The organism is Pseudoalteromonas rhizosphaerae (assembly GCF_902498845.1).
Lineage (GTDB): Bacteria > Pseudomonadota > Gammaproteobacteria > Enterobacterales > Alteromonadaceae > Pseudoalteromonas > Pseudoalteromonas rhizosphaerae.
Window position 1 is genome coordinate 1 of the sequence record NZ_CABVLM010000008.1, and the last position, 23,702, is coordinate 23,702.

General features: G+C 39.0%; 21 protein-coding genes and 1 pseudogene. 5 read left to right on the forward strand and 17 right to left on the reverse strand.

Features of this window, described 5'->3' with window-relative positions; genetic code table 11:
* Positions 1-423 precede the first annotated feature (423 nt).
* Positions 424-1,056, forward strand: coding sequence for an RpiB/LacA/LacB family sugar-phosphate isomerase (locus tag PSR9079_RS13160; protein WP_149982013.1), 633 nt, complete (start codon positions 424-426; stop codon positions 1,054-1,056).
* A gap of 63 nt (positions 1,057-1,119) precedes the next feature.
* Here the strand turns inward: PSR9079_RS13160 and PSR9079_RS13165 are convergent, their stop codons facing one another.
* From PSR9079_RS13165 to PSR9079_RS13210, 10 genes are all read right to left on the reverse strand, one after another.
* Positions 1,120-1,878 (reverse strand): hypothetical protein, encoded by a 759-nt coding sequence (locus PSR9079_RS13165; protein WP_149982014.1) that lies wholly within the window; start codon positions 1,876-1,878, stop codon positions 1,120-1,122.
* Between the two features lie 179 nt (positions 1,879-2,057).
* A complete protein-coding gene (locus tag PSR9079_RS13170; RefSeq protein ID WP_149982015.1) occupies positions 2,058-4,220 on the reverse strand; it encodes a DKNYY domain-containing protein in 2,163 nt (720 codons plus the stop codon).
* Positions 4,221-4,386: 166 nt separating this feature from the next.
* The gene (locus PSR9079_RS13175; RefSeq protein ID WP_149982016.1) at positions 4,387-5,487 is read right to left on the reverse strand and encodes an NADH:flavin oxidoreductase/NADH oxidase; all 1,101 of its coding nucleotides are present in this window, start codon (positions 5,485-5,487) and stop codon (positions 4,387-4,389) included.
* Between the two features lie 212 nt (positions 5,488-5,699).
* The gene (locus PSR9079_RS24260; RefSeq protein ID WP_149982158.1) at positions 5,700-5,918 is read right to left on the reverse strand and encodes a vitamin B12 dependent-methionine synthase activation domain-containing protein; all 219 of its coding nucleotides are present in this window, start codon (positions 5,916-5,918) and stop codon (positions 5,700-5,702) included.
* Complete coding sequence (locus tag PSR9079_RS13185; protein WP_149982017.1) at positions 5,915-6,271, reverse strand: hypothetical protein; 357 nt, start codon at positions 6,269-6,271, stop codon at positions 5,915-5,917. Before PSR9079_RS13185 ends, PSR9079_RS24260 begins: the two co-directional genes overlap by 4 nt.
* 303 nt (positions 6,272-6,574) lie before the next feature.
* The gene (metH, locus tag PSR9079_RS13190) at positions 6,575-9,205 is read right to left on the reverse strand and encodes a methionine synthase (RefSeq protein ID WP_149982018.1); all 2,631 of its coding nucleotides are present in this window, start codon (positions 9,203-9,205) and stop codon (positions 6,575-6,577) included.
* Between the two features lie 10 nt (positions 9,206-9,215).
* A complete protein-coding gene (locus tag PSR9079_RS13195; protein WP_149982019.1) occupies positions 9,216-10,283 on the reverse strand; it encodes a homocysteine S-methyltransferase family protein in 1,068 nt (355 codons plus the stop codon).
* The gene (gene metA / locus PSR9079_RS13200) at positions 10,273-11,220 is read right to left on the reverse strand and encodes a homoserine O-acetyltransferase MetA (RefSeq protein ID WP_149982020.1); all 948 of its coding nucleotides are present in this window, start codon (positions 11,218-11,220) and stop codon (positions 10,273-10,275) included. The genes PSR9079_RS13195 and metA overlap by 11 nt, the downstream gene beginning before the upstream one ends.
* A gap of 193 nt (positions 11,221-11,413) precedes the next feature.
* Positions 11,414-12,067, reverse strand: a complete 654-nt coding sequence (locus PSR9079_RS13205; RefSeq protein ID WP_149982021.1) for a porin family protein — start codon at positions 12,065-12,067, stop codon at positions 11,414-11,416.
* 161 nt (positions 12,068-12,228) lie between these two features.
* Entirely contained in the window at positions 12,229-12,837 is a 609-nt protein-coding gene (locus PSR9079_RS13210) for an outer membrane beta-barrel protein (RefSeq protein ID WP_179959188.1), read from the reverse strand.
* 203 nt (positions 12,838-13,040) lie between these two features.
* Here PSR9079_RS13210 and ettA point away from each other — a divergent pair, with 203 nt between their 5' ends.
* The 4 genes from ettA (at position 13,041) to PSR9079_RS13230 (ending at position 17,123) form a co-directional block, all read left to right on the forward strand.
* Entirely contained in the window at positions 13,041-14,714 is a 1,674-nt protein-coding gene (gene ettA, locus PSR9079_RS13215; protein ID WP_145241364.1) for an energy-dependent translational throttle protein EttA, read from the forward strand.
* Between the two features lie 325 nt (positions 14,715-15,039).
* On the forward strand, positions 15,040-15,402 hold the full coding sequence (locus PSR9079_RS13220; protein WP_149982023.1) for a PilZ domain-containing protein: 363 nt from the start codon (positions 15,040-15,042) through the stop codon (positions 15,400-15,402).
* A 66-nt stretch (positions 15,403-15,468) separates the two neighbouring features.
* The gene (locus PSR9079_RS13225; protein ID WP_149982024.1) at positions 15,469-16,377 is read left to right on the forward strand and encodes a histone deacetylase family protein; all 909 of its coding nucleotides are present in this window, start codon (positions 15,469-15,471) and stop codon (positions 16,375-16,377) included.
* A gap of 71 nt (positions 16,378-16,448) precedes the next feature.
* Positions 16,449-17,123 carry a hypothetical protein gene (locus PSR9079_RS13230; protein WP_149982025.1) on the forward strand — a complete coding sequence of 225 codons (675 nt, stop codon included), beginning with the start codon at positions 16,449-16,451 and terminating at the stop codon, positions 17,121-17,123.
* A gap of 426 nt (positions 17,124-17,549) precedes the next feature.
* Here the strand turns inward: PSR9079_RS13230 and PSR9079_RS13235 are convergent, their stop codons facing one another.
* The 7 genes and pseudogenes from PSR9079_RS13235 to PSR9079_RS13270 form a co-directional block, all read right to left on the reverse strand.
* Complete coding sequence (locus PSR9079_RS13235; RefSeq protein ID WP_149982026.1) at positions 17,550-17,912, reverse strand: hypothetical protein; 363 nt, start codon at positions 17,910-17,912, stop codon at positions 17,550-17,552.
* 80 nt (positions 17,913-17,992) lie between these two features.
* Positions 17,993-18,196, reverse strand: coding sequence for a hypothetical protein (locus PSR9079_RS13240; RefSeq protein WP_149982027.1), 204 nt, complete (start codon positions 18,194-18,196; stop codon positions 17,993-17,995).
* 641 nt (positions 18,197-18,837) lie between these two features.
* Positions 18,838-19,308, reverse strand: coding sequence for an Imm26 family immunity protein (locus PSR9079_RS13245; RefSeq protein ID WP_149982028.1), 471 nt, complete (start codon positions 19,306-19,308; stop codon positions 18,838-18,840).
* A gap of 854 nt (positions 19,309-20,162) precedes the next feature.
* A pseudogene (locus PSR9079_RS24265) lies at positions 20,163-20,322 on the reverse strand (RHS repeat-associated core domain-containing protein); the annotation flags it as partial.
* A gap of 543 nt (positions 20,323-20,865) precedes the next feature.
* A complete protein-coding gene (locus PSR9079_RS13260) occupies positions 20,866-21,405 on the reverse strand; it encodes a hypothetical protein (protein WP_149982029.1) in 540 nt (179 codons plus the stop codon).
* Positions 21,406-21,690: 285 nt separating this feature from the next.
* Positions 21,691-22,266, reverse strand: a complete 576-nt coding sequence (locus PSR9079_RS13265) for a hypothetical protein (protein WP_149982030.1) — start codon at positions 22,264-22,266, stop codon at positions 21,691-21,693.
* 35 nt (positions 22,267-22,301) lie between these two features.
* Complete coding sequence (locus PSR9079_RS13270) at positions 22,302-23,615, reverse strand: RHS repeat domain-containing protein (protein ID WP_149982031.1); 1,314 nt, start codon at positions 23,613-23,615, stop codon at positions 22,302-22,304.
* Positions 23,616-23,702: the final 87 nt, after the last annotated feature.

Genomic DNA, 23,702 nt, shown 5'->3' on the forward strand with positions numbered 1-23,702 from the left:
GACCAAGGTGAACAGGTTGTGCACCTCTATGTTCTTCAATATAGGCGACTTCATTGAATTCTTTATGTGTATCAAGTCCGATAAAAAGTATGCTATGTTTATTCATGTTAGCCTCTGCTGTTTAGTTATTTGACAAACTAATTATGGCTCTGGCTTTGAATTAAGCTAACCCACGAAAAGCGGAGGCTAACACCGTGTGGGAGTCATTATGTCTAGGTAACTACAAAACCGCCTGAACAGGCGGTTTTTTATTTTTAAACTCAAATAGCTGCTTTCATACTGAAGTTAAACTCAAAGCTCCTATGGTACTTCCTAACCTCTAGCAACTTACACAAATACTAATATTTAATAGATAACAACATTTGCCACCGGTAGCATTGATATGTAGAATCAATTCAACGTTAACAAAATTGGTAGAGTCAAATGAAAATCGCATTAATGAACGAATTCAGTCAAGCGGCAAAAAACCCAATAGTACTTGAACAGCTTAACACTGTTGCTAATGCACAAAATCACCAAGTATTTAATGTGGGTATGGATGGCGATAACGATCATCGACTAACCTATATTCACCTAGGAATTATCGCAAGCTTACTGCTCAACTCTAAAGCGGTAGATTTTGTAGTGACTGGTTGTGGCACAGGTCAAGGCGCACTCATGGCGAGCAATGCGTTTCCTGGTGTGAGCTGTGGTTATTGTATTGATCCATCAGATGCGTACCTATTTGCACAAATAAACAATGGTAATGCACTCGCTTTACCCTATGCAAAAGGCTTTGGCTGGGGCGCTGAGTTAAATATTAAATATATATTTGAAAAAGCATTTACCGGCGAAAAAGGCCAAGGGTATCCAGCAGAACGTAAAGAATCACAAGTAACAAATGCAGGTATTTTAAATCAACTAAAAGCGGATGTTGCTAAAGATTACTTAAGCGCACTTGAAGCCATTGCTCCTGAGCTGATTAAACAAGCGATTGGCGGACCACGTTTTCAGGAGTGCTTTTTCGCACATTGCCAAGACGACGCAATTGCCGCGTTTGTTAAAGCGCGTATTTAATAAAATAGCGCCCTATATTTAAGGGGAGAACCCTCCCCTTTTTGCATCTAAGATAATTAACTTTTAACTTCCAGTGTTGATAATATCCTGAGATAAAATACGCTTACCATCTTTATATACTTCAAGCCAACCTGGTGGTGAGGTATCACAGCCAATCACTGTAACTTGTAATACGTAGCTGTAACGGCCGTTTTTAAATGTGTAACTATGATTACCGCCACTGCCCTCAAATTCGATCTCACCTTTTAGTAAGACTATATCTGGCTTATCGCTGGTTTTTTTATCATTGCTCCACGACGCATAGCGGAAGTTTCCATCACCTAAGTCATCAATGCGAATACGGTATTTAGCTGTTTGCCAATCTAAAATAGGCTCTACAAAAGCATTAATACTTGGGTGAAGCGCTTGCTTATCAGCTGCTATTAAATTTTTAGCCAGCAATTGTTCTTTAGCTGTTTGGTAATTGATACCGATGATTTTCCCATCCGTATCTACCCAAACGACACCGCTATTTAGCATAATGCCGCGCCAACCTACTTTATCCCAGTCAGTATCGATATTTGAATCAACAATCTGTTTAATAAGCGTCTCATCAAACACGTCATCAAAACGCTCAACTAACTCAGCTTCATTATTAATATCAGGCACTGGATATGTGCGCGAAAGCGGATAACGAATATGTGAGGAAATAGCCGCTTTATCGTGGTTTTTAAATGCTTTTATAAGATCTACAATAGGCTGTTGATATTGTTGTTCAAGCGCAAAACTATTTGCGCTAAACATGAGCGATAAAAATAAGCCGGTATAATATAAAAATTTCATTTAAGTCCTTTATTTTGATGATTCAGTTCATGAACATCATGTTATTTATCTGTTTCGGTTTATACCATTCACAACAACTTTTAGCCATGTTGCCCAAAGTCAATATTGTGTAAATTGATGTAGCGACTAATCAGGAGCAACATACGCCTTTATAGACTCTACAACGCGTTAATTCAATTTTATAAACAAACGATATGACCATTACGAATAGTGAACTGATGATTATCATCAACAAACTGTGCATAGCCCATAATTTTAAAACTCGCAGGATCAGCGTGTTCTACTCTTTTTTCGCGAAAGTAAACATTATTTTTATCTACTGACACGTTATTACCTATCACTTTAAATGAAGAGACATCCGCATCCATGATTTCACTATCAATAAAAAACACTCGCAGATTATCAATCGCGTAGACTTCATCAAGAAATACAGTTTCATCAGCATTTAAAGGTAAACGGTGCTGATTATGATAAATACCTTGATTGTCTCGTTGAAAAAACCGAGTACTCAGTTGATACGAAGATGCCTCTGCACCAATTAAATAATGTGTTTTATAATAAACATGGCGGTTATCTTTCACAATGTCATCATTAAGTATCTTCATATTACTTACTTCAATATCAAGACGGGTTGACTGGTAATAAAGCGTGTTGTTGTCGTGAATAAAATTATGATTTAAAATCGTAACGTCAAGAGGATTAAGTTCAGGGAGTTTTTCTTGATTACAAAAAACGGCTTTTTTATCACGCGAAAAGCCATACTCTAATACCTCAAAGGTATCAGGATCAGCATCTTGTATCGCTAACTCTTGAAAATACACTGTATCAGGCGTTTTTAAAAAACACTCATCAATAAGTACAATCTTCTCGGTATTAATATCAACGATGGTATCTACTATTTCAAAATCGTTATCAAAAATATAGACATTACTTTTATCTTTAAAGCGATTGTCATCAAGGGCTTCAAACGTATTTGGGTCGCCTTTATCAAGTAATTCTTCTTGGTAAAATAATCGATCAGCACAGGCATAGAATGGAAAAATCAGCAGATGCCACTCTTTTGCATTTGCACCAGCAATAATGCCTCTATTTGAGATGATTTTATCATCCACTCTTAATAATAATTCATCAAAAATTTCTGCTGTTTCGTAACCCCCTTTATAAACTACCTCATCTTTATAATAAATATGGGTTTCATCTTTCGCCCAAGTACAATTGATTGAAGAAAAAGAAGCTAAATCAGCGTCAAACGGATGTTCTTTATCAGCCCAATACAGGGTATCGTTTACGGCAAAGTAATCATTATCGTAATCAACAAATACATCATCACACTGGGCTATTTGTGTAATATTTAGAAAGTCAGTATAAATGCCGTTTTTATCACCAACAAAACTTTGTGAAATATAATAGAAACTCTCAGCATCAAATAGAGCAATACGTAGCCCTGAGCGATAAACCCAGTTTTTATCAGCCGAATAACGTCCATGAATAATGCGAAAAGATGCCAAGTCTGCACCGATAATGGCTTCACCAAAATAATAAACTGTTTGCTTGTCTTTACTATATTGTTGATATGCATCTTGTTCTTTACCATCAATCACGACAAATGATTTAGCATCCGCACCTTTAATAATCTTTGAAAATTCATAAACATGATTTTTATCTTTTGCTAAAGTCGTGGTGATCACTTCAAACGTTGCGGCATCCGCTTGCGAAATAACATCTGCACCACAGACAACAACATGATTATCTTTTGCATAATTAAAATGTAAAACCCTAAAGTCTACTAACGTTAATTGAGGTAATGGTCTGTCGTAGTAATATAGCTTTTCGCCGTCTTGCGTAAATCCTGTTTCTTCATTTACAAAAAATGAAAATTCAAGCTCATGTAACGCAATAGGATATTCTTTTTCATCAATTTCTAGAGTAAAACTTGAGTCATCATTTTGCTTTAGCTGGGCTTTGCAGCCATTAAGCTTACGAAAATGATAACGCTTTTTTGTGGTTGGCATTTGGCTCAAGTCAGTATTTATTTTTTGTCCATAAATCTGCCCGTCAATATAAGTGTATTGTACTGCATCTTTATCATCACAAGGCTCAAATACTAATCCGTCTCGGGTGCGCAAGCAGGTTTGCCCAGTAATCCAATAATAGCCTAACGTTGTCGGAGAAAAATCAATAATAGAGCCATTGTCACTTTCATAAAGCACACAATCTTCAGACTCAATGATGATCTCTAAAGGCAGTGATGGCTCAACAACATTACCCGTTGCCATACTGACAAACACATTATCAAACAAATCTAAGCGCTGGTGGTATTGCGCTTGAAAATAATATTTCATATAAGTCCTTTTATTAAACTTTCTTTGCTCATAGCTGTAAAAGGCAGAGTTATTTGCTGGAATATATACTTATTCAGAGGGTTTTCCTTAATCAGCGTATTAAAAACTGGCTTGAATAGTCAAAGCCTCTCACACTAGAAGATCATCTGGTTATGAGAGGTAGTAATCAATCACGTATCAGTAATGACTTAAGTTCATGTGGCTGGCAGCGCAAGTATTGCGGCGCGGCTTGTATTGTAACTCCGAGCTTCGCTGCTGCATGCCAAGGCCAACGCGGGTTATAAAGAATACCACGCGCCAACGCAATCGCATCAGCTTTACCTTCGCAGATAATATCTTCAGCTTGTTGAGCTTGAGTAATTAAGCCTACAGCAATAACCGGCATAGAAACGTTATTACTTATTGCATCGGCAAAACCAACTTGATAATTAGGGGCAACTTTAATTTGCTGCTGTGCAGTCAAGCCGCCACTTGATACGTGTATATAATGGCAACCACGAGCGTCTAAAGCTTGAGAAAATACGATACTTTGCTCGATATCCCAGCCATTATCAGCCCAATCACTTGCACTTATACGTACACCAATCATGAAATCATGTGGTAAAGCAGCCTTTATAGCATCAAATATTGCCAAGGGTAGGCGCATGCGGTTCTCTAATGAGCCGCCAAATTGATCTGAACGCTGATTACTAAGCGGTGATAAAAATTGGTGCAGTAAATAGCCATGAGCTGCATGAAGTTCTATGCCAGAAAAACCAGCTTTATGGGCACGTTGAGCACTTTTCACAAACTGAGTAATTAATCGTCCAATATCGTCTTGCGTCATTGCTTTTGGTAAAGGAGCTTCATCTGAAAAAGCAAGTTCACTCGGAGCAATAGTTTGCCAACCGTTCTTTATTGCTGGAGCGATAGGCGCACCGCCATTCCAAGGTAATTCAGTTGACGCTTTACGACCTGCATGACCAATCTGCATCACCATCGGAATGTTAGAGTATTGACCTACATTAGATACGACTTCACGCCAAGCTTGCTCACATTCGTCGCTATAAATACCTGAATCGGCGTAAGAGATTCTTCCTTCAGGGTATACAGCGCTCGCTTCAACAATCAATAAGCCAGCACCGGATTGCGCGAGCATACCATAATGTTGATGATGCCAAGGTTGCACCTTGCCTTCTTCTGCGGCATACATACACATGGGAGCAATAATAATGCGGTTTTTGAGTGTTATCGGACCTAATTTTAGTGGGCTAAATAATTTTACCATAGAAAATTCTCAAATAATGAATGTGCAGTAAATCACAAATATAATGTACTAATCATTCTACACCCAAGGTTAGGGGCATACGCAAGCTCATTGAATGTGAAAGTATGATGATATACCGAAGAGCTATCAGGAAAAACTTTGTACAAAAAAAGCGAGCCTAATTTGGCTCGCTTTTTTGTTTTAAACTAACGGCTGATAGCTGACCGCTTCACTTACTCCGGCTCATACCCCAAATTAGGCGATAACCATCTTTCCGCTTCTTCTAGCGTCATGTTGGTTCGTTGAGCGTAATCTTCAACCTGATCCTTTTGTACTGCCGCTACGGCGTAGTATTTAGCCTCAGGGTGAGAGAAGTACCAGCCTGATACCGCAGCGTATGAAGTTAAAACAAAACTGTTAATTCTTCGTGTCGCGGGCTTATCATTAATTATTTATTGCTTGAGATTTCTTTAACCGCGGATTGGCGAATAAAGAACATAATTAAACAGCCAAGAATATTTCCACCTATTATTAAGTTAAGCACGGCTAAAATAGTTATATGGTTAACCTTTCGTCTAGATACAGCCCATAAATGCCAATAAGCATAACCACAAACACCGCTTACAGCGACAACTAGTGCTGCTGGGTGTACGCCTCCCTTTTTAATAACTATACTCACCATTACAATAGAAAGTATTAGTGAAAAAGCACAAAGTACAACTAAATAAAGTTTTATCCCTATACCCAGAGTCGAAAAGTTAAATTCGTCTTTAATTACGCTTGATTGATTAATTTCTGTAGCCACGATATTCCTTATTGATTTAGCCTAAGGGCTTCTCAAATACCATTCTGATATTTTAAGCACCCAAAATGACCTCCATTACATTGTTTAGTAATTCTACTAAACAAACCTATTGTAAACAATCGATTATCCGAACTATGAAAAGCCCTTTGTTATTTAGCACCAAAGCCACATTTCATAATTTTATGCAACAAAGTTAATAAATCACCAACTTACACCGTTATTATTTATAAAAAAAGCGAGCCTAATTTGGCTCGCTTTTTTGTTTTAAACTGACGGCTGATAGCTGACCGCTTACAGCTTCACTTACTCCGGCTCATACCCCAAATTAGGCGACAGCCACCTTTCGGCCTCTTCCAGCGTCATGTTGGTTCGTTGAGCGTAATCTTCAACCTGATCCTTTTGTACTGCCGCTACGGCGTAGTATTTAGCCTCAGGGTGAGAGAAGTACCAGCCTGATACCGCAGCGCCGGGCCACATGGCGTATGAGCTGGTGAGCTGCATGCCAATGCGCTTTTCAGTATCGAGTAGTTGCCAGATTTTCTTCTTCTCAGTGTGCTCTGGACATGCTGGGTAACCGGGTGCTGGGCGAATACCTTGATAGTTTTCACGAATAAGATCTTCATTCGCAAGGTTTTCGTCTGGGGCAAAACCCCAATATTCTTTACGCACTTGTTCGTGTAAGTACTCAGCAAAGGCTTCGGCGAGTCTATCTGCCACCGCTTTTACCATTATTTTGTTGTAGTCATCTTGCTGTGCATCGAACGCATCAGCTAAGTCGTCTTCTTCAAGACCGCCTGTTACCGCAAATGCACCAAAGTAATCAGGCGTGCCTTTCGGGGCGATATAATCAGCTAAGCAGTAGTTAGCAAAGTCGGTTTTTTCTGTTTGCTGACGTAAATGGCACGATGTGGTTAATAGTTCAGCGCGAGTTTCGTCTGTGTATATTTCAATATCGTCACCCACGCGATTAGCTGGGAATAAACCAATTACGCCAAGCGGTTGCAAACTGCCTGACTTTTCAAGGTCGTCAAGCATGTCGTTAGCGTCTTTAAATAAGCTTTGCGCCTGCTCGCCAACCACTTCATCAGTCATGATACGTGGGTATTTACCGGCGATTGACCAGGTCATAAAGTACGGCGTCCAGTCTATGTATTTACGTAAAGTGGCTATCGAGACATTTTTAAACTCTGTCACGCCCAGCTTTTTCGGCACCGGTGGAGTGTAATTATCCCAATCAAGCTTGGCGGCGTTGTCGCGGGCACGTTGAATAGTAACCGGTTTTGAACGTGGTTTTTTGCGTGCTTGCTGCTCGCGTACTTTGACATATTCAGCGCTGGTTTTTGCTAAAAATTCAGCTTTATGCTCTTTCGACAATAAGTTAGAAACCACGCCTACAGCGCGACTGGCGTTATTTACATACACCACGCCTTTGTCATATTGTGGCTCGATTTTAACGGCAGTATGCGCTTTTGAGGTAGTCGCGCCACCAATCAATAGCGGTAGTTCAAAACCACGGCGCTTCATTTCTTTGGCAACGTGTACCATTTCATCAAGCGATGGTGTAATCAGTCCTGATAAACCAATAATATCGGCTTTTTCATCAATCGCGGTTTGCAGTATTTTATCGGCAGGCACCATTACGCCTAAGTCGATAACTTCATAGTTATTACATTGCAGTACTACGCCAACAATATTTTTACCAATATCATGTACGTCACCTTTAACGGTGGCCATCACGATTTTACCGTTAGTAGCACCTTCTTCTTTTTCTGCTTCAATATAAGGGTCTAGGTAGGCCACTGCGCGCTTCATTACTCGCGCTGATTTAACGACTTGCGGTAAAAACATTTTACCCGCGCCAAATAAATCGCCTACCACGTTCATGCCGTCCATTAACGGCCCTTCAATCACGTGAATAGGCTTATCGGCAGCAGCGCGGCATTCTTCGGTGTCTTCATCTATAAAGGTAGTAATGCCTTTAACAAGAGCATGTTCAAGGCGCTTTTCAACTGGCCATGTGCGCCATTCTAAATCCTCTACGCGTTCTGCTTGCGCCATACCAGAGTATTTTGGTGCCAACTCTACTAAGCGTTCACCGGCACCTGGGTCGGTATTTAAAATAACGTCTTCAACCGCTTTTCGCAGCTCTGCTGGAATATCATCATACACAGCGAGTTGCCCTGCATTAACAATCCCCATATCCATACCCGCTTGAATTGCGTGATATAAAAATACTGAGTGAATAGCCTCTCGCACGGGGTTATTCCCACGAAACGAGAACGATACATTCGACACCCCCCCCGACACTTTACAGTGTGGCAAGTTTTGCTTAATGCGACGTGTACCTTCAATAAATTCAACTGCGTAGTTGTCGTGCTCTTCAATACCGGTTGCTACCGCAAAGATGTTGGGATCGAAAATAATATCTTCTGGCGCAAAGCCAATTTCATCCACCAAAATGCGGTAACTACGCTGACAAATTTCAAACTTGCGATCGGCTGTATCTGCTTGGCCGTCGGTATCAAACGCCATAACCACTGCAGCGGCGCCAAAACGTTTAATAATTTTAGCTTGGCGAATAAATGGCTCTTCACCTTCTTTTAGCGAGATTGAGTTTACAATTGCCTTGCCTTGAATACACTTTAAGCCCGCTTCAATGACTTCCCATTTAGAAGAGTCAACCATAATTGGCACGCGAGAAATATCAGGCTCGGAGGCAATCAAATTTAAAAACTTCACCATGGCGGCTTTTGAGTCCAGCATGGCTTCATCCATATTGATATCAATAACCTGTGCGCCGTTTTCTACTTGCTCGCGGGCAACATTAAGCGCGGTCTCGTAATCTTCTTCCATGATCAAACGTTTGAACATGGCTGAGCCGGTCACATTGGTACGTTCGCCAACGTTGGTAAATACTGCTATTTTTTGTGTCATCTCGGCTACCTTAGTTTAAATTACACGCTTCAAGGCCTGATAAGCGCATACGCACTTCAAGCTCTGGCAATAGGCGAGGTTTAACACCTTCAAGCCCTTTCGAAAATGCCCTGATGTGTGCAGGTGTGGTACCACAACAACCGCCAACAATATTGATAAAGCCAGACTTGCCCCAATCGATAATTTCTTGAGCCATTTCAGGTGCTTCTAAATCATATTCCCCAAACTCGTTCGGTAAACCAGCATTGGGGTGAACAGAAACAAAGGTTTCGCAAACACGCGATAGTTCTTCTACATATTGGCGCAATAAATCTGGACCTAGCGCGCAGTTCAAGCCAATTGAAATTGGCTTTATATGACGAATAGAATTATAAAATGCTTCGGTGGTTTGCCCTGACAGCGTACGGCCCGAGGCATCGGTTATGGTGCCAGAGATCATCACAGGCAACTTGCGCCCTGCTTGTTCAAACGCTTCTTCAACCGCGAATGAAGCCGCTTTTGCATTAAGCGTATCAAAAATTGTTTCTATCAAAATTAAATCAACACCACCTTCCATTAAAGCAAGGGTTGATTCAACATACGCGGTGACTAACTTATCAAACGTGACATTGCGATAACCGGGGTCGTTCACATCCGGTGAGATTGAACAGGTTTTTGAGGTTGGCCCTAAAACACCCGCAACATAGCGTGGTTTTGCTGGATTTTTAGCAGTAAACTCATCACAAATACTGCGTGCTAATTTAGCTGACTCTAAGTTTACTTCACGGCTGATGCTGGCCATATCGTAATCTTCCATCGAAATTGTAGTCGAATTAAAGGTGTTGGTTTCGATAATATCGGCACCTGCACTTAAAAAGCCACGATGAATATCAGCAATAATTTTTGGTTGTGTAATGCTTAATAAATCATTATTACCTTTAATTAGCACATGCCAGTCTTTAAAGCGCTCGCCACGGTAATCGTGTTCTTCTAATTTGTGTTCTTGGATCATGGTACCCATAGCACCATCAAGAATTAAAATACGCTGTTTTAACGCTTCAATTAACTCGGCGCTTTTGTTTTCTAAATTATTCGGCATAGTTGTTAGTCCTTACGGCTTGGCTAACTAAATTAATATCATAGGGTGTGGTTTGGTACACATAATAATTTAACCAATTCGAAAACAGTAAAAAGGCATGGCTTTGCCAAGTTTTCGACGGTTCGTTATCTGGGTTGTTCTCTGGAAAGTAATTTTCAGGCAATGGCGCATCAGGGCCTTTTTCTAAATCGCGCTGATATTCGCCTTTTAAAGTGTCTGCATCATACTCAGGATGCCCGGTAATATACACTTGGCTGCCGGATTTATTTTTTATTAAGTAAGCGCCTACTTGCTCTGAACCTGCCAGCACAACTAAGTCATCACAAGCGTTAATTTTTTCGATATCAATATGACCATAACGCGAGTGAGGCACTACAAAGGTATCGTCAAAACCACGCGTTAAGGCTCCATGTTCAAAGTAACACTTATGGGTAAACACGCCACAGAGCTTATTTTCTTTTAGCTCACGCTTTAGATTATAATGATGAAATAAACCCGCGTGAGCCGCCCAACACGAAAATAATGTTGAGGTTACATGCTGCTCCGCCCAATCTAAAATTACTTTTAGTTCATCCCAGTAGGCTACATCGTCATATTCTAAATGTGCCAATGGTGCGCCGGTAATGAGTAATGCATCGTAATTGTTGTCTTTCACTTCAGAGAAATAACGGTAAAAAGTGTCTAAATGCTGCTCTGAATTGCTACTGCTGCGATGAGTGTCTAAACGTAATAGCTCTACATTCACTTGTAAGGGTGAATTAGCGAGCAAACGAATAAATTGCACCTCGGTTTCTACCTTATTAGGCATTAAGTTTAAAATCGCCAAGCGCATCGGACGGATCTCTTGGGTTTTAGCGCGGCTTTTTGGCATTACGAATACGTTTTCTTGACGTAACTTCGCAATTGCGGGCAATTCATCTTTAACGGTAATAGGCATACTCATCTCCAAGGCATAATTAACCAATGGCTAATTATGAACGGATAGGTGGAAATTTCAACCTCTAGATGTTTAGATGTCCAAATGAATTTTAAGATAGAAACAAAATTGAAAGAAGTGCTTAGAATTATTGAATTATATTTGTTTTGATATTTTTTGAATCGCGCTACTAAAGTCAGTAGCGCATGCGGTTTTAAAAACGATAATTAACAGATAAATTAAGTGCGTTAATATCGCCTTGATCAGTATCAAAATATTGATATTCTGCGCTAACTTGCCAGCGTTGGCTCAACATATAATCAACCCCAGTTCCGAAAGTTACCCCACCTTCATCGTAATTTTGCTCTGTAATAAGTGTAGTTTGTGTATCTGTACCAATTACTGCTTCTGCAAATTTTCTTAAGTCGCCGCCATCGTAACTTAATTTGTTTCTGCCATACCCCCCAAATAAAAACACATCAACTCTAGGTGAAATTGGGTAGTTAGCTTTTACAAAAATGCTCGTTTGTAAATTGAGTCCTGAATCAACTTGGCCTCGGATAAATTCTGATGTAAGCGAACCATCCTGTTGGTTTTGAGTATAAACAAACCCGTTTAGCGGCGTTGCCTCTTTATTTAATCCAAAGCCTACACGCCCTTCTAATGCAAAGTATCGTGAAAACTGATAACCAAAACGACCGTAAAATGTGGTAAATTGAACGCTATTACTCTCATATACATCAACTTGTGTTGAGCCTATCCCTACACCTTGATAAAAGCCGTTCACATGGAGTATTTCAGCATTGCTCGAAACAGAGTAACCACACAAAATGATCGAAGTAAGGCACGTAAACAATTTTAATTTCATAATTATTCCTTTTATTACTTAAAGACATTCCTCCTCCCTATGAACTTCCTTATTAGATTAATATAAAAAGTTATTCCAATATTTAATTTGAAGCATAGGAAAAAGTAAAAAATTACTACTGCATATAATGAAGTAGCTGCAAAACTATAATAAACTCAAATTTAGAAGTGATAGTTTATATTGAAATTGATAGCCTCAGTCTCGCTATGGTCTTGATCAAAGTACTGATATTCAATTGCAATCTGCCAATTTTTTGTCAAAAAATATTGCCCCCCAAATCCGGCAGCTAAACCCGACTCACTAAAATCAGCATTTAACCGTGGTGGATAAAATATTCCTTCTGCATCATAAATACCTCGAATCTTATAGCTACTATAGTAGTAACCTGCACTAGCAAAAAAAGAAACAGCGTCGAATAAAGGGTAAATAGCTTTTAAAGCAACTCCATATTGACTATTTAACTTGGCTTCATTCCTAAAACTAGTATAATCAGTACTATCATCAAATGAGAAAAAGTGTTCTTTTGATTCATCGTTATCAATAGCGAAACCAGCTCTTCCTTCAATGCTAAAATTCGGATGAAATTGATATCCTATAATTGGACTCACGACTAGAAAATCGTAATCATCAGTAAAACCTTTATCTCCATGTTTAAGAGTTTGATCGCCCACAGCCCCTCCTGAATACAGGTGCTTAGAGTTTAATTGGCCATAAGCCGATGTAGATAACACTGCTAGAATAGTTATTATTAAATAGATGAGTTTCTGCATTGTAATTTCCTTTTCAAAACAATTGTTAACACTATGCAACCATTTTAACATCCAAACAACAAGCCAATACAATATAAAACAACTTACTACACTTTCTTACAACCCACTTGACTTTGAAAAGCTACGCCATTCGTTGACTGTTTCACCTATGAGCCACTACAATACAACATTGAAATTTTTATTATTATTTGAAGGCTCCTTCCATGGTTTTACCTGATAAGTTTATTTTCTCGATGAGTCGAGTATCTAAGGTTGTGCCACCTAAACGCACTATCTTAAAAGATATTTCTTTGCATTTTTTCCCGGGCGCAAAAATTGGTGTACTTGGTTTAAACGGTTCTGGTAAATCAACGTTGCTACGTATTATGGCCGGCCTTGATCAAGAGTTTGAAGGTGAGGCATATCCTCAACCGGGCACTAAAATTGGTTACTTACCGCAAGAGCCTATTCTAGATGAAAGTAAAACAGTTCGTGAAACTGTGGAAGAAGCAGTCAGCGAAGTTAAAAACGCGCTTAACCGTCTTGATGAAGTATATAACGAATACGCGATGGAAGATGCTGACTTTGACGCTCTAGCCAAAGAGCAAGGTGAGCTTGAAGCAATTATTCAAGCCCACGATGGTCATAATATCGACAACGTATTAGAGCGCGCCGCAGATGCCCTGCGCTTACCTGAGTGGGATGCTAAAATTGAATTCTTGTCAGGTGGTGAGCGTCGCCGAGTGGCTATCTGTCGTTTACTGCTTGAAAAACCAGATATGCTTATCCTCGATGAGCCGACTAACCACTTAGATGCAGAATCTGTAGCATGGCTTGAGCGCTTCTTGCATGATTACGAAGGCACTGTTGTGGCGGTAACCCATGACCGTTACTTCCTCGATAATGTAGCTGGCTGGATCTTAGAGCTTGACCGTGGTGAAGGTATTCCATGGGAAGGTAATTATTCTTCTTGGCTTGAGCAAAAAGATGCGCGCCTGCAGCAAGAGCAAAAGTCTGAAAAAGCCCGTCAAAAATCAATTGCACAAGAACTTGAGTGGGTACGTTCAAACCAAAAAGGTCGTCAAGCTAAGTCAAAAGCGCGTATGTCGCAATTTACTGAAATGCAGCAGTCTGATTACCAAAAACGTAATGAAACCAACGAGCTATTTATTCCACCTGGACCACGTTTAGGTGATCAAGTTATTGAAGTTAAAAACTTGAAGAAAAGCTTTGGCGATCGCGTGTTAATTGATGATCTAAGCTTTACTGTGCCTAAAGGCGCAATTGTTGGCATTATCGGTGCCAATGGCGCAGGTAAATCAACGCTGTTTAAAATGCTCAGTGGTGAAGACAAACAAGACAGCGGTGAAATTAACCTAGGTGAAACGGTTGAACTGGCAACCGTTGATCAGTTCCGTGGCAATATGGACGACAGCAATACTGTTTTCCAAGAAATTTCAAACGGCCAAGACGTACTAAAAATTGGTAACTTTGAATTCCAAAGCCGTGCCTATGTTAGTCGCTTTAACTTCAAAGGTAACGATCAGCAAAAATTTGTTAAGGACTTGTCAGGTGGTGAACGCAACCGCTTACACTTAGCTAAGTTATTAAAAGCCGGTGGCAACGTTATCCTGCTGGATGAGCCAACCAATGATTTGGACGTTGAAACATTACGTGCCCTTGAGAACGCTATTTTAGAATTCCCAGGCTGCGTTATGTGTATCTCGCATGACCGTTGGTTCTTAGACCGTATTGCAACACATATTCTTGATTACCGTGACGAAGGCCAAATTAACTTCTTCGATGGTAACTACACTGAATATGAAGAATGGCTTAAAAAGACCTTAGGCACTGCGGCTACGCAACCTAAACGTATTAAGTACAAGAAGATAGGTTAAGTTCTAGGTTCTAAAAATATTTTAAGCCCCACATTTATGTGGGGCTTTTTTTATTAACCTAGAATCTAGATCAGGGATTCACGATCCAGAGTTCAGCTTATACCAATCGTGTTAAGTTACTGACCATTTATAGCGACAGATAAATGGAGTGATAACAAGACATAAATTTTGACATGTAGTTGTTCTACATGAAAAATTTATAACGCAGTTAGCGCTTTATTTAGCTCGCTAGAATGGTTAAATATTTAAGTCGATTGGTATTAATTACACATACTGACTAAAAAACAGGCTACACTTAATCCTAATACTCCTAAAAGGAATAATGATGGAAAACCGCCGACATTACACGCGCATTTTATTTTCAACTCCCGCGCATTTAACCAATAATACCCATAGTTACCCCTGCCAGTTGCTCGATATATCATTAAATGGCGCTCTGGTTAGTCGCAATAATAACTTTAACTTTACAAAAAATAGTAGTGCTATTCTTGCCTTTAAACTCCCGCAAAGTGAAGTAATCATCGCGATGACTGTCACTATTTGCCATATCGAACAACAACATATAGGTTTAAAATGTACCCATATTGATATAGATAGTATTACCCATTTAAAGCGTTTAATTGAGTTAAACCTCGCTGACGATACACTACTGCACCGTGAACTTGAGAGTTTGATCCACAGTGCGTAAAGCAAGTAACTGGATTGAAATTGCCCTGTAGGTTACCCTAGAGAAAATTCGCAACGCAATCTGACTATGGCTCTTAATCAACACTTACCGCTGGTTTATCACCCTAACTATTCGTTTAACTTTGATCCTAACCATCGTTTTGTAATGAGTAAATTTGCCCATTTATACCAACAAGTAAAAGCACTTGGTTTGGCGAATAGCAACCTAATCACACCTGAACTTGGCAGCCCTGAGGCGCTTGAATTGGTACATTGTGATAATTACATTCAAGATTTATGGCATAACCGCTTAGATGATAAAGCGATGCGTCGTATTGGGCTACCTTGGTCTGAACAATTAATGGCACGAACTTTTACCGCACCTCAAGGCACGTTGCAAACTGCGCGCTTAGCTCTTGAGCACGGCATTGCATGCCATTTAGCCGGCGGTACACACCACGCTCACAGCGATTTTGGCTCTGGCTATTGTATGGTCAACGACCTAGCCTTTACTGCACAAACGCTGATTCAATCAGCTGAAGTGACCAATGTATTGATTTTTGACTTAGATGTACACCAAGGCGATGGCACCGCAGCCATGTTACAACACCAACCATATGCATATACCTGCTCGATTCATTGTGAAAAGAATTTTCCATTTCGCAAATCCGCCAGCGATCTCGACATTGGTTTAGCTAATAATATGCAAGATGATGAATATTTAGGGGTTGTTGATGATACCTTGCGCTTTTTACTCAAAGAACTTAACCCTGATTTAGTGCTTTATGATGCAGGTGTCGACATTTGGCAGCAAGATGGTTTAGGTAAACTTGATATTAGCTGGCAAGGCATTGAAAAACGAGATCACTTAGTGTTTAAGCGCTGTATTGAGCACAATACGCCAGTGGCAAGCGTGATTGGCGGAGGTTATGATAGAAATCACTTGCGCCTTGCAAAACGCCACGCAATTGTTATAGAGCAAGCCGCGCTGTTTTAAAAGCAGAGTATAAAACTGCTAAAACAGTATTTTTGACTACACTTTAAATTCATACCTTTATTGAGATCGTTATGCGACTGTTGTTTATTTTGTTACTTGCATTTATGTCGAGTATTGCCAACGCCGAAGAAGAAGCTGTAAAAGAAGAGCTTCCGCCGATTAACCCAGCTTACAATGCAGAGCATGCTATGGTGCTCGTTAATCAAGGCTCGCGTATTTTTGCTGTTAACCTACCGACTTATAAATTACCTCACGATGTGCAAGTTGTTTATCAAATTGAAAACCCAGATGTCGCTTTTTTAAGCCTGGTACGTGATGCAGAGCTTATTACTATCAAACCACAACCGTTTAATATTCAACGCCTAATGCGTGGCGAAGAACTAACAATTACGGCAGATGTGTATGCCGGACACTACCAGCGCGATGGCAGTTTGGTTTATCAACATAGACCGATTGTAATGAGTAAATTACTTTATGCGCGGGAATTAACTGATTTGAACGAATCATCGCAGTGGCAAGAATACGACATGATCACCCTCAAAAATAATGAGCGAATTTATATCCATAAAATAACCCAAGCGCCGAGTTTTAATCACCTTATTTTTGCAGATTTAACCAATGCCTGTTTGCAAAAATTTCGCACATCAAAACGCGTCCCAAATGCTAGCGAATTAACCTATAAATTTGCCAACTGTGGCACCTTAAAACCGCTCTATTTTGATGCTGAAGATTTGCAGTCAAAGTGACTGAAAACTCAACGAGGTATGTGAAATGTTGTTAATAACATTGAAAAACATGTTTGCTTGTTTATCAGGCATCACTTGCTCTCCCCTGTAGTAAACATAAGACGCCCATCACTACCATAAAATTGTATCCAATGGTTATCCCATTGAAGGTATTGCATTATCTACTTCAACACCTTCACCACGCCAATAATCATCAGTCCATTTCATCCCTGCTGAACTAGCAGTGCTGAAAAAACACATAACAAGAAAACACTTACTTTAAACATATTAAACTCTCAACAAAGTTATTTTAAATTTTTAACATAAAGCTTTAATCGCAATAAAATAAAAAGGCAAAAAGAAAGACCTGACCCTACTCACTCTCCCAAAAAGTTATTTTAACTATTACTACAAAGTTTTAATCGCAATAAAAGGAAATATCTGACTCTATTTACTTCTCTTTTGGTGAATCATCTCCTCGCTATATTTGATTATTTTAGCTTTGAAAGAGAACATATATACAGCTACAGCCATTAACATTGGAATATGATATTCATAAAAAAAGCTAAAAGAGCAAATTATTAATGATATAAAGTAATTAATTAATACAACTCCCTTCAACAACTTATTTTTTAAAACTAATAATCTTAAACTTTTCCAAAAAATTAACGCAATAACTCCAGCTAGTAAAAATAAATATGTTTCAACAGCAGCTTTTGTTGCTGCAACTAACGGCAAAAATAATATTAAAGCTATGGAAATGGCATAAATCATAACTTGCCCTTTAATTTCCGCTTTCTTTTTCGACATAGTTTGTCATCCCCTGTACGATCCCAGTGCCATGAACGCCGTTTAACAGACCAATATTATCAAGTGTCTGTCCCAATGGTTTATATATATTGATACCCCTTCCCCACAGGTCCTAAAACTACACCAACTGCATTTTGAGAACTTGGCACCAAACCATATGCAACAAGTGAAAAAAATGTTGAGTTTAGCATTGCAGGAATGGTAGCTGGTGCTCCTACAACCAATGCTGTAACGCCAGCCGCTGAAGCCCATTCTTCTTTCGTTGTTTCATTATAGCTTTTCAAATTTTCCTTAAGGTGACGGCGCCATTGGCAAACTTTCCACCCGTAAGTTTAGACACGGTGCCGCCCACAATCCCTGCAATCGCGGTACGGCTATATGCATTACCAAATTCAGTAAGGAATCAGCAGGGTCAGGTCTTGCATCTTGCCTTTTACTATAAAAGTCAAAAAGAAGACCTGACCCTATTTATTCCAGAAATCGTTGAGCTTATAAACATTTTATTCCAACCAACTCCACCAACGAGCTTAAAGGTACTCAAACAACAAATTCTGTCTCGATTCATTTAATTTATTGCGAACAACCACCACATAAATACAATTCATTAAGGGCAACTTAAACCAGTACTGTGTTCATGCAAACTCAGTAAGCAGTGTCACTTTAAAACAGCAGAGCTAGCTATTTGAGCCAGCGCCCTAGCTTAGTGGCACTGACATAGATTGCACAGCCTGCTGCTAGCAAGTGCACAGTTCTACTGGTGTTGGTTGCACACTAAAAGCTTTTTGTACGGTAATAAACAGGAAAAAGGCAAGACGCGGCGCAATCCATTTACGTTCTAGGTGTGGTTGGCCGGACGACGAAGTTGATGTGGAACTGTGATAATGGGTGACTCAGGATCCCGCAAGAATCCTGAGTCTGATGGGGTTTAATCTGGGGCAAGCTCCAAGCCTATAGCTTCACTAACTTTATCATCTATAGTTCTGTAGCTATCCAAGCCATATATCCCGTGAGGTTCATATACACTTTCCAATTGGCGACCTTTATCGTCAAAATATTTCTTAAATAAAACATCATAGAAGCAATGAACCTGTAATAAGTCATCACTTGATAGAGTTTTATTTTCAACATTATTAAAATAGCCTTTTTTCCAAGGCAGTTCATTTGTTGCAATTGGGGCCAATAATATGTCAGAAGTTATTAACTCTGGAACCTCGTCATTAGTTTCAGTTTGTACTTTATATATATATATTAGTACACAATTATCAAAGCCACCAACGCTAGCCGTTAAGCTTACAACTCGCCCCCAATGGTATTTATCATCTAATATTTGAAATGAAAAAATGTCTCCAAGCGCTGGCTTTTGCTTGTTTTTTTTCAATCTTTTCATATTTGTCATTTATAACCCCATACCTTTAAGGAAATCATTACCCCATTTTACTGCGTCGTTATAAATGGGGCGCTTAGGACTGATGCTATTTATTCTATTGATGTATTGAGGGTTGCGCAAAATTAAGGCTTGCTCGACCGCTCTAGCTTGGTTTCTGGTTAAAGAATATGTAGTTACCTGACGCAAAGTAAACATAGAACCATGACTTAAACCGTGCTGAGCTTGTCTTATGTTTATAGCTTGACGGGTAATACCGACGTAGACATCTTTGCTACCTTTGATACCAAGGTATACGCTCGTATTCTTAGGTCCTTTGCCCAGCCACCTCGCAGCCAAAGAACCTGCAAGCCTAACGCCCTTACCCACTCCTGCTTCTAGTAACGGAAGTTGTGGAGCATTAGGGTCACCAAATGCTCCATAAAATAACTTATCACCCCAAGTTCTGTCTGCTATGACCTTATCGTAAATACTACTGAGGTAATTATAATCAGCAAACATTCTCTCTGTTCCGTCTTCACCAGAGTAGTCTTGCCCCCAAAGAACATTGAAGTTAGTACCTTTTAATTCCTCAGGCGAAAAATCATCAAGTGGACTTTCAGTTGTACGAGTTACATTGTTACCATCTACATTTACATTAGGGCGCTTTGAAGTACTTGATGGTGCAACTATATCGGCTGTCGCAGACATATTGCCTATCTGAATATTAACCGTGCCATTACCGTTACCTGTCATTGTACCGACTTTCACATTGCGTTTTATGCGAGAACCTGTGACAGATTGCTTCTGAGTAATATCCGCTGTTTCACCTTTTTCAAGGTTTTCTGCAACCTCTTGACAACTTGCAGCATCATCCGCACGACAACTTGCGTACCCAGTAGGATCAGTTCCAGTCAGCGGATTATTCATTATGTAAGAATAAGGGTTAATACTTTGGCTATTCGTTGGGCTTTGAATAACGGGGTCTACCGACATAAACCGCCCAAGGTTATAATCGTACACCCGACCGTTCATATGAATTAATCGGCTTAGTTTAGCAAAGGGTTTTAAAGAGCTTTTTATAGCTCTGAGGTTACAGGAATAAAATAAACTATTAAATAACTTTTAGATTTAACGTGATGAGGGCTTTGGTAATTTTTTACCTGTCAGTAAATTATGACAAATCACCCAAAAGTTTACTTTTTTAATTTTTGATGGTCGATTTGGTAACGGGTAAGCACTTTCAACGTGAAAACGCATTTTACCTCGCTCTTTCCAAACCCTAAACACATCAGTCAAAGGGTCAGGTCTTGCATCTTGCTTTTCACTTTAAAAGTCAAAAAGAAAGACCTGACCCTATTTATTCCAAGACCCTATTTATTCCAAAAGGCAAAAAGAAAGACCTGACCCTACTCTTTCCCACGCCAATAATCATCAGTTCATTGCTACTGAACTAGCAGCACTGAAAAAAAACACATAACAAGGAAACACTAATTTCAAACATATTAAACTCCCAACAACGTTATTTTAAATTTTATAATAAAGCTTTAATCGCAATAAAAGATAAAAAAAGGAAATATCTGTCTCTATTTATTCTTTTAGGTAACCACTACCGATTATTAATTTTGTATTATCTTTTGCTGGGTAAAAACTGTGCCAGTCATAATTTTCGAATAAAACAACTTGTCTGTTTTTTTTATCAACATAAATATAGCGAACTTTGGGTTTACTTGAAATTTCTAAAGTGACAGCTAAGTTCTGCCAGTTATCTATAAAGTCCGCACTACATATAGGTAATTTATAAAGGCCATCGATTAAATTAAGCAGCTTATTGAAGTGACTACCTTCATGTTCAACTGATGGTGTTTTATCTATACTATAACTAATATCATAACGTTCACTTCGGTAATTATGTACTTCAAAAGTACGTGCTCCAATATTAATCTTTTCCTTGCTAATAAACTCTCCTTTGGCCGTTAATATGTCACGCTCAAATAAAACTTTTGATTCCGTTTCAATCTGAAACTGTTTGAACGGTACCTTTAAATCAGTAACATAATTAAGATCTATAAGTTTTATTGCCTCTATTGTTTTTTCACATGAAAAAGCCACTGATGAAATACTTATCATTAGTAATATCAATAATCTTACCAACATCTCATTGTATCCCCGCATTTTGGTGCAACGTCCCTTATATAAGACTTTTCAATTTCATTTATTGAATGTGCACACCTGCAAGGTCAGGTCTTACATCTTGCCTTTTATTATAAAAGTCAAAAAGAAAGACCTGACCCTACTAATTCTATATTAAACTCTCAACAACGTTATTTTAACTATTACTACAAAACTGTAATCGCAAATAAAATACAAAGGAAAATAGAAAGACCTGACCCCACCATTTCTAATTTATGAGTTTCAGTAACCTACACAGAATGCACTAACAAATCCATCATCTGCATTCAAATCAACTATTTCATCTTCTTTAAAGGGAATAACTAAAATACCATAACCAAATATTCCATCATCAATTTCACCATTACTCTTAAAAGCAAAAATATACTTTTCTACATTTTGATAATGGATTAAAAAGGTCTTACAATTACTTTTATATTCTGACTTACCAACCAGACTAACTTCCACACCTTCTTCAAAAACAGTACTAAATAAAGGAAGTGTAAAATAATTAAGAGAACCCAAATATTTATTAAAAGAAGCTAATTTGTCACTAAATGATTTTTTTGGCTCATTTACAGTGTTAATAAACTGTTCTAAAATAAAGTTGATTTTACTATAAGTAACATTTGTTCTTACATTATTGTAAAAAAGCACATCTTGGACTTCAAAACCAAAAGCGTTACAAGTTTCAAAACTTAAAACCTCAACACCATTAACATTTTGCTTACCATTAAATTTACAAAAATCACTAAAAAGCTCTTGAGAAAAGCTTTTATTGGTAATAAATAATAAAGATAACAAAAAATAATATTTCATAATTTAATCTCCAGCAGAATTCGATGCTCTTTTTCCTAAAGTATAAAAAGCAAGCTGAACTGCATTCTCATTCGCGCGTTATTGTAACTAACCAAAAACTGAGTAGATTGGGAGCCACTGCTCGATATAGACACTAGTGTAGCAAGAGTTTGAAATGCGCCAACTACCTCACCAGCAACACCACCTATCATATTGATATTCAGGCTTGAGTACATATCAAGTGTCCCTCGGTAGATTATATTGATTCCCCCTGACGACATATTACTCCCGATCTTAGTAGCTCCTAATTGAACTTGCCTCTTAGTTAAACCCATTGACTTTGAAAGCTCTTTCCCAGAATACTCCCTGCCCTCAATGATTTCTTCTAAAGTTGCCAACCTTAATCTCGCTTCATCTCTTGTTGATGCGCTTCTATTTAAATACCTTATATTTTGTAACTCATCATTTATCGTATCAACAGTGCCATAATTATTCTTTGCAAATTCAGCGGCCCTTTCCGCATTATACCACCATTGCATTGCTGAGGTGACGGCACCATTGGCAAACTTTCCACCCGTAAGTTTAGACACTGTGCCACCAACTAAGCCTGCAATCGCTGTTCTTCTAACTGCATCTGCATAAGTTCCGGTTTTCGGATTCATAAATCCTTTCATACTGGCGGTGACTAAATAACTGACAAAGCCATGACCAAATTTACCACCTTGCAAGACAGCAGAAACGCCACCTACCATCGCATGCGATGCCACATTTTGAACAGCAGTCCACCCACCAACATCAAAGTCTAATTTAGCACCAATTTCCCCTGAAACAGCCATGGTTAAACTAGCAATTACATAAGACTTTATAGCTGCACCAAAACTACCTGTGACTGCATAGGTTTTTAAGCCTTGATATAACGGTAATGCATAAGGTGCCCAAATCCCTATTGCTATACTTACTGCCGCATCGAGTATCGGAATACTGGCAATGGCTTTGAGTATTGATGTAAGCCCCGTTATTTTCATTAGCTTTTTCAAGAAATAACCGCTGGGGTCGTTATAGGTCAGTGGGTTATTTAGCACATAACTATAGCGGTTATGACTTTGCGTTAAATTAGGGAACTGAACAAAGGGATCCGCTTGTAAAAAACGACCTATATTGGCATCATAAATACGGCCATTCATGTGGATGACTTCCAGCTCATCCATTTGTTCGTGGCCGGTGAAGCTGCGCATTTGCGACAATAACATCGCATTGCTGGTGAGCGCTTGGCTTGTATAAACTTGTTGCTGCTTGCCCCACGGATCATAAATGTATTGGCCAATGCCTTTACCTTGTTGATCTGTAATAAGCACCGTAGAGCCAAGCATATCTGTATGGGCTACTTGTACTTTTTGTACTTGTCCTTCAATTTGGCTTAGTTCAGAAGAAAAGGGACAGCCATATATTTTTGATTT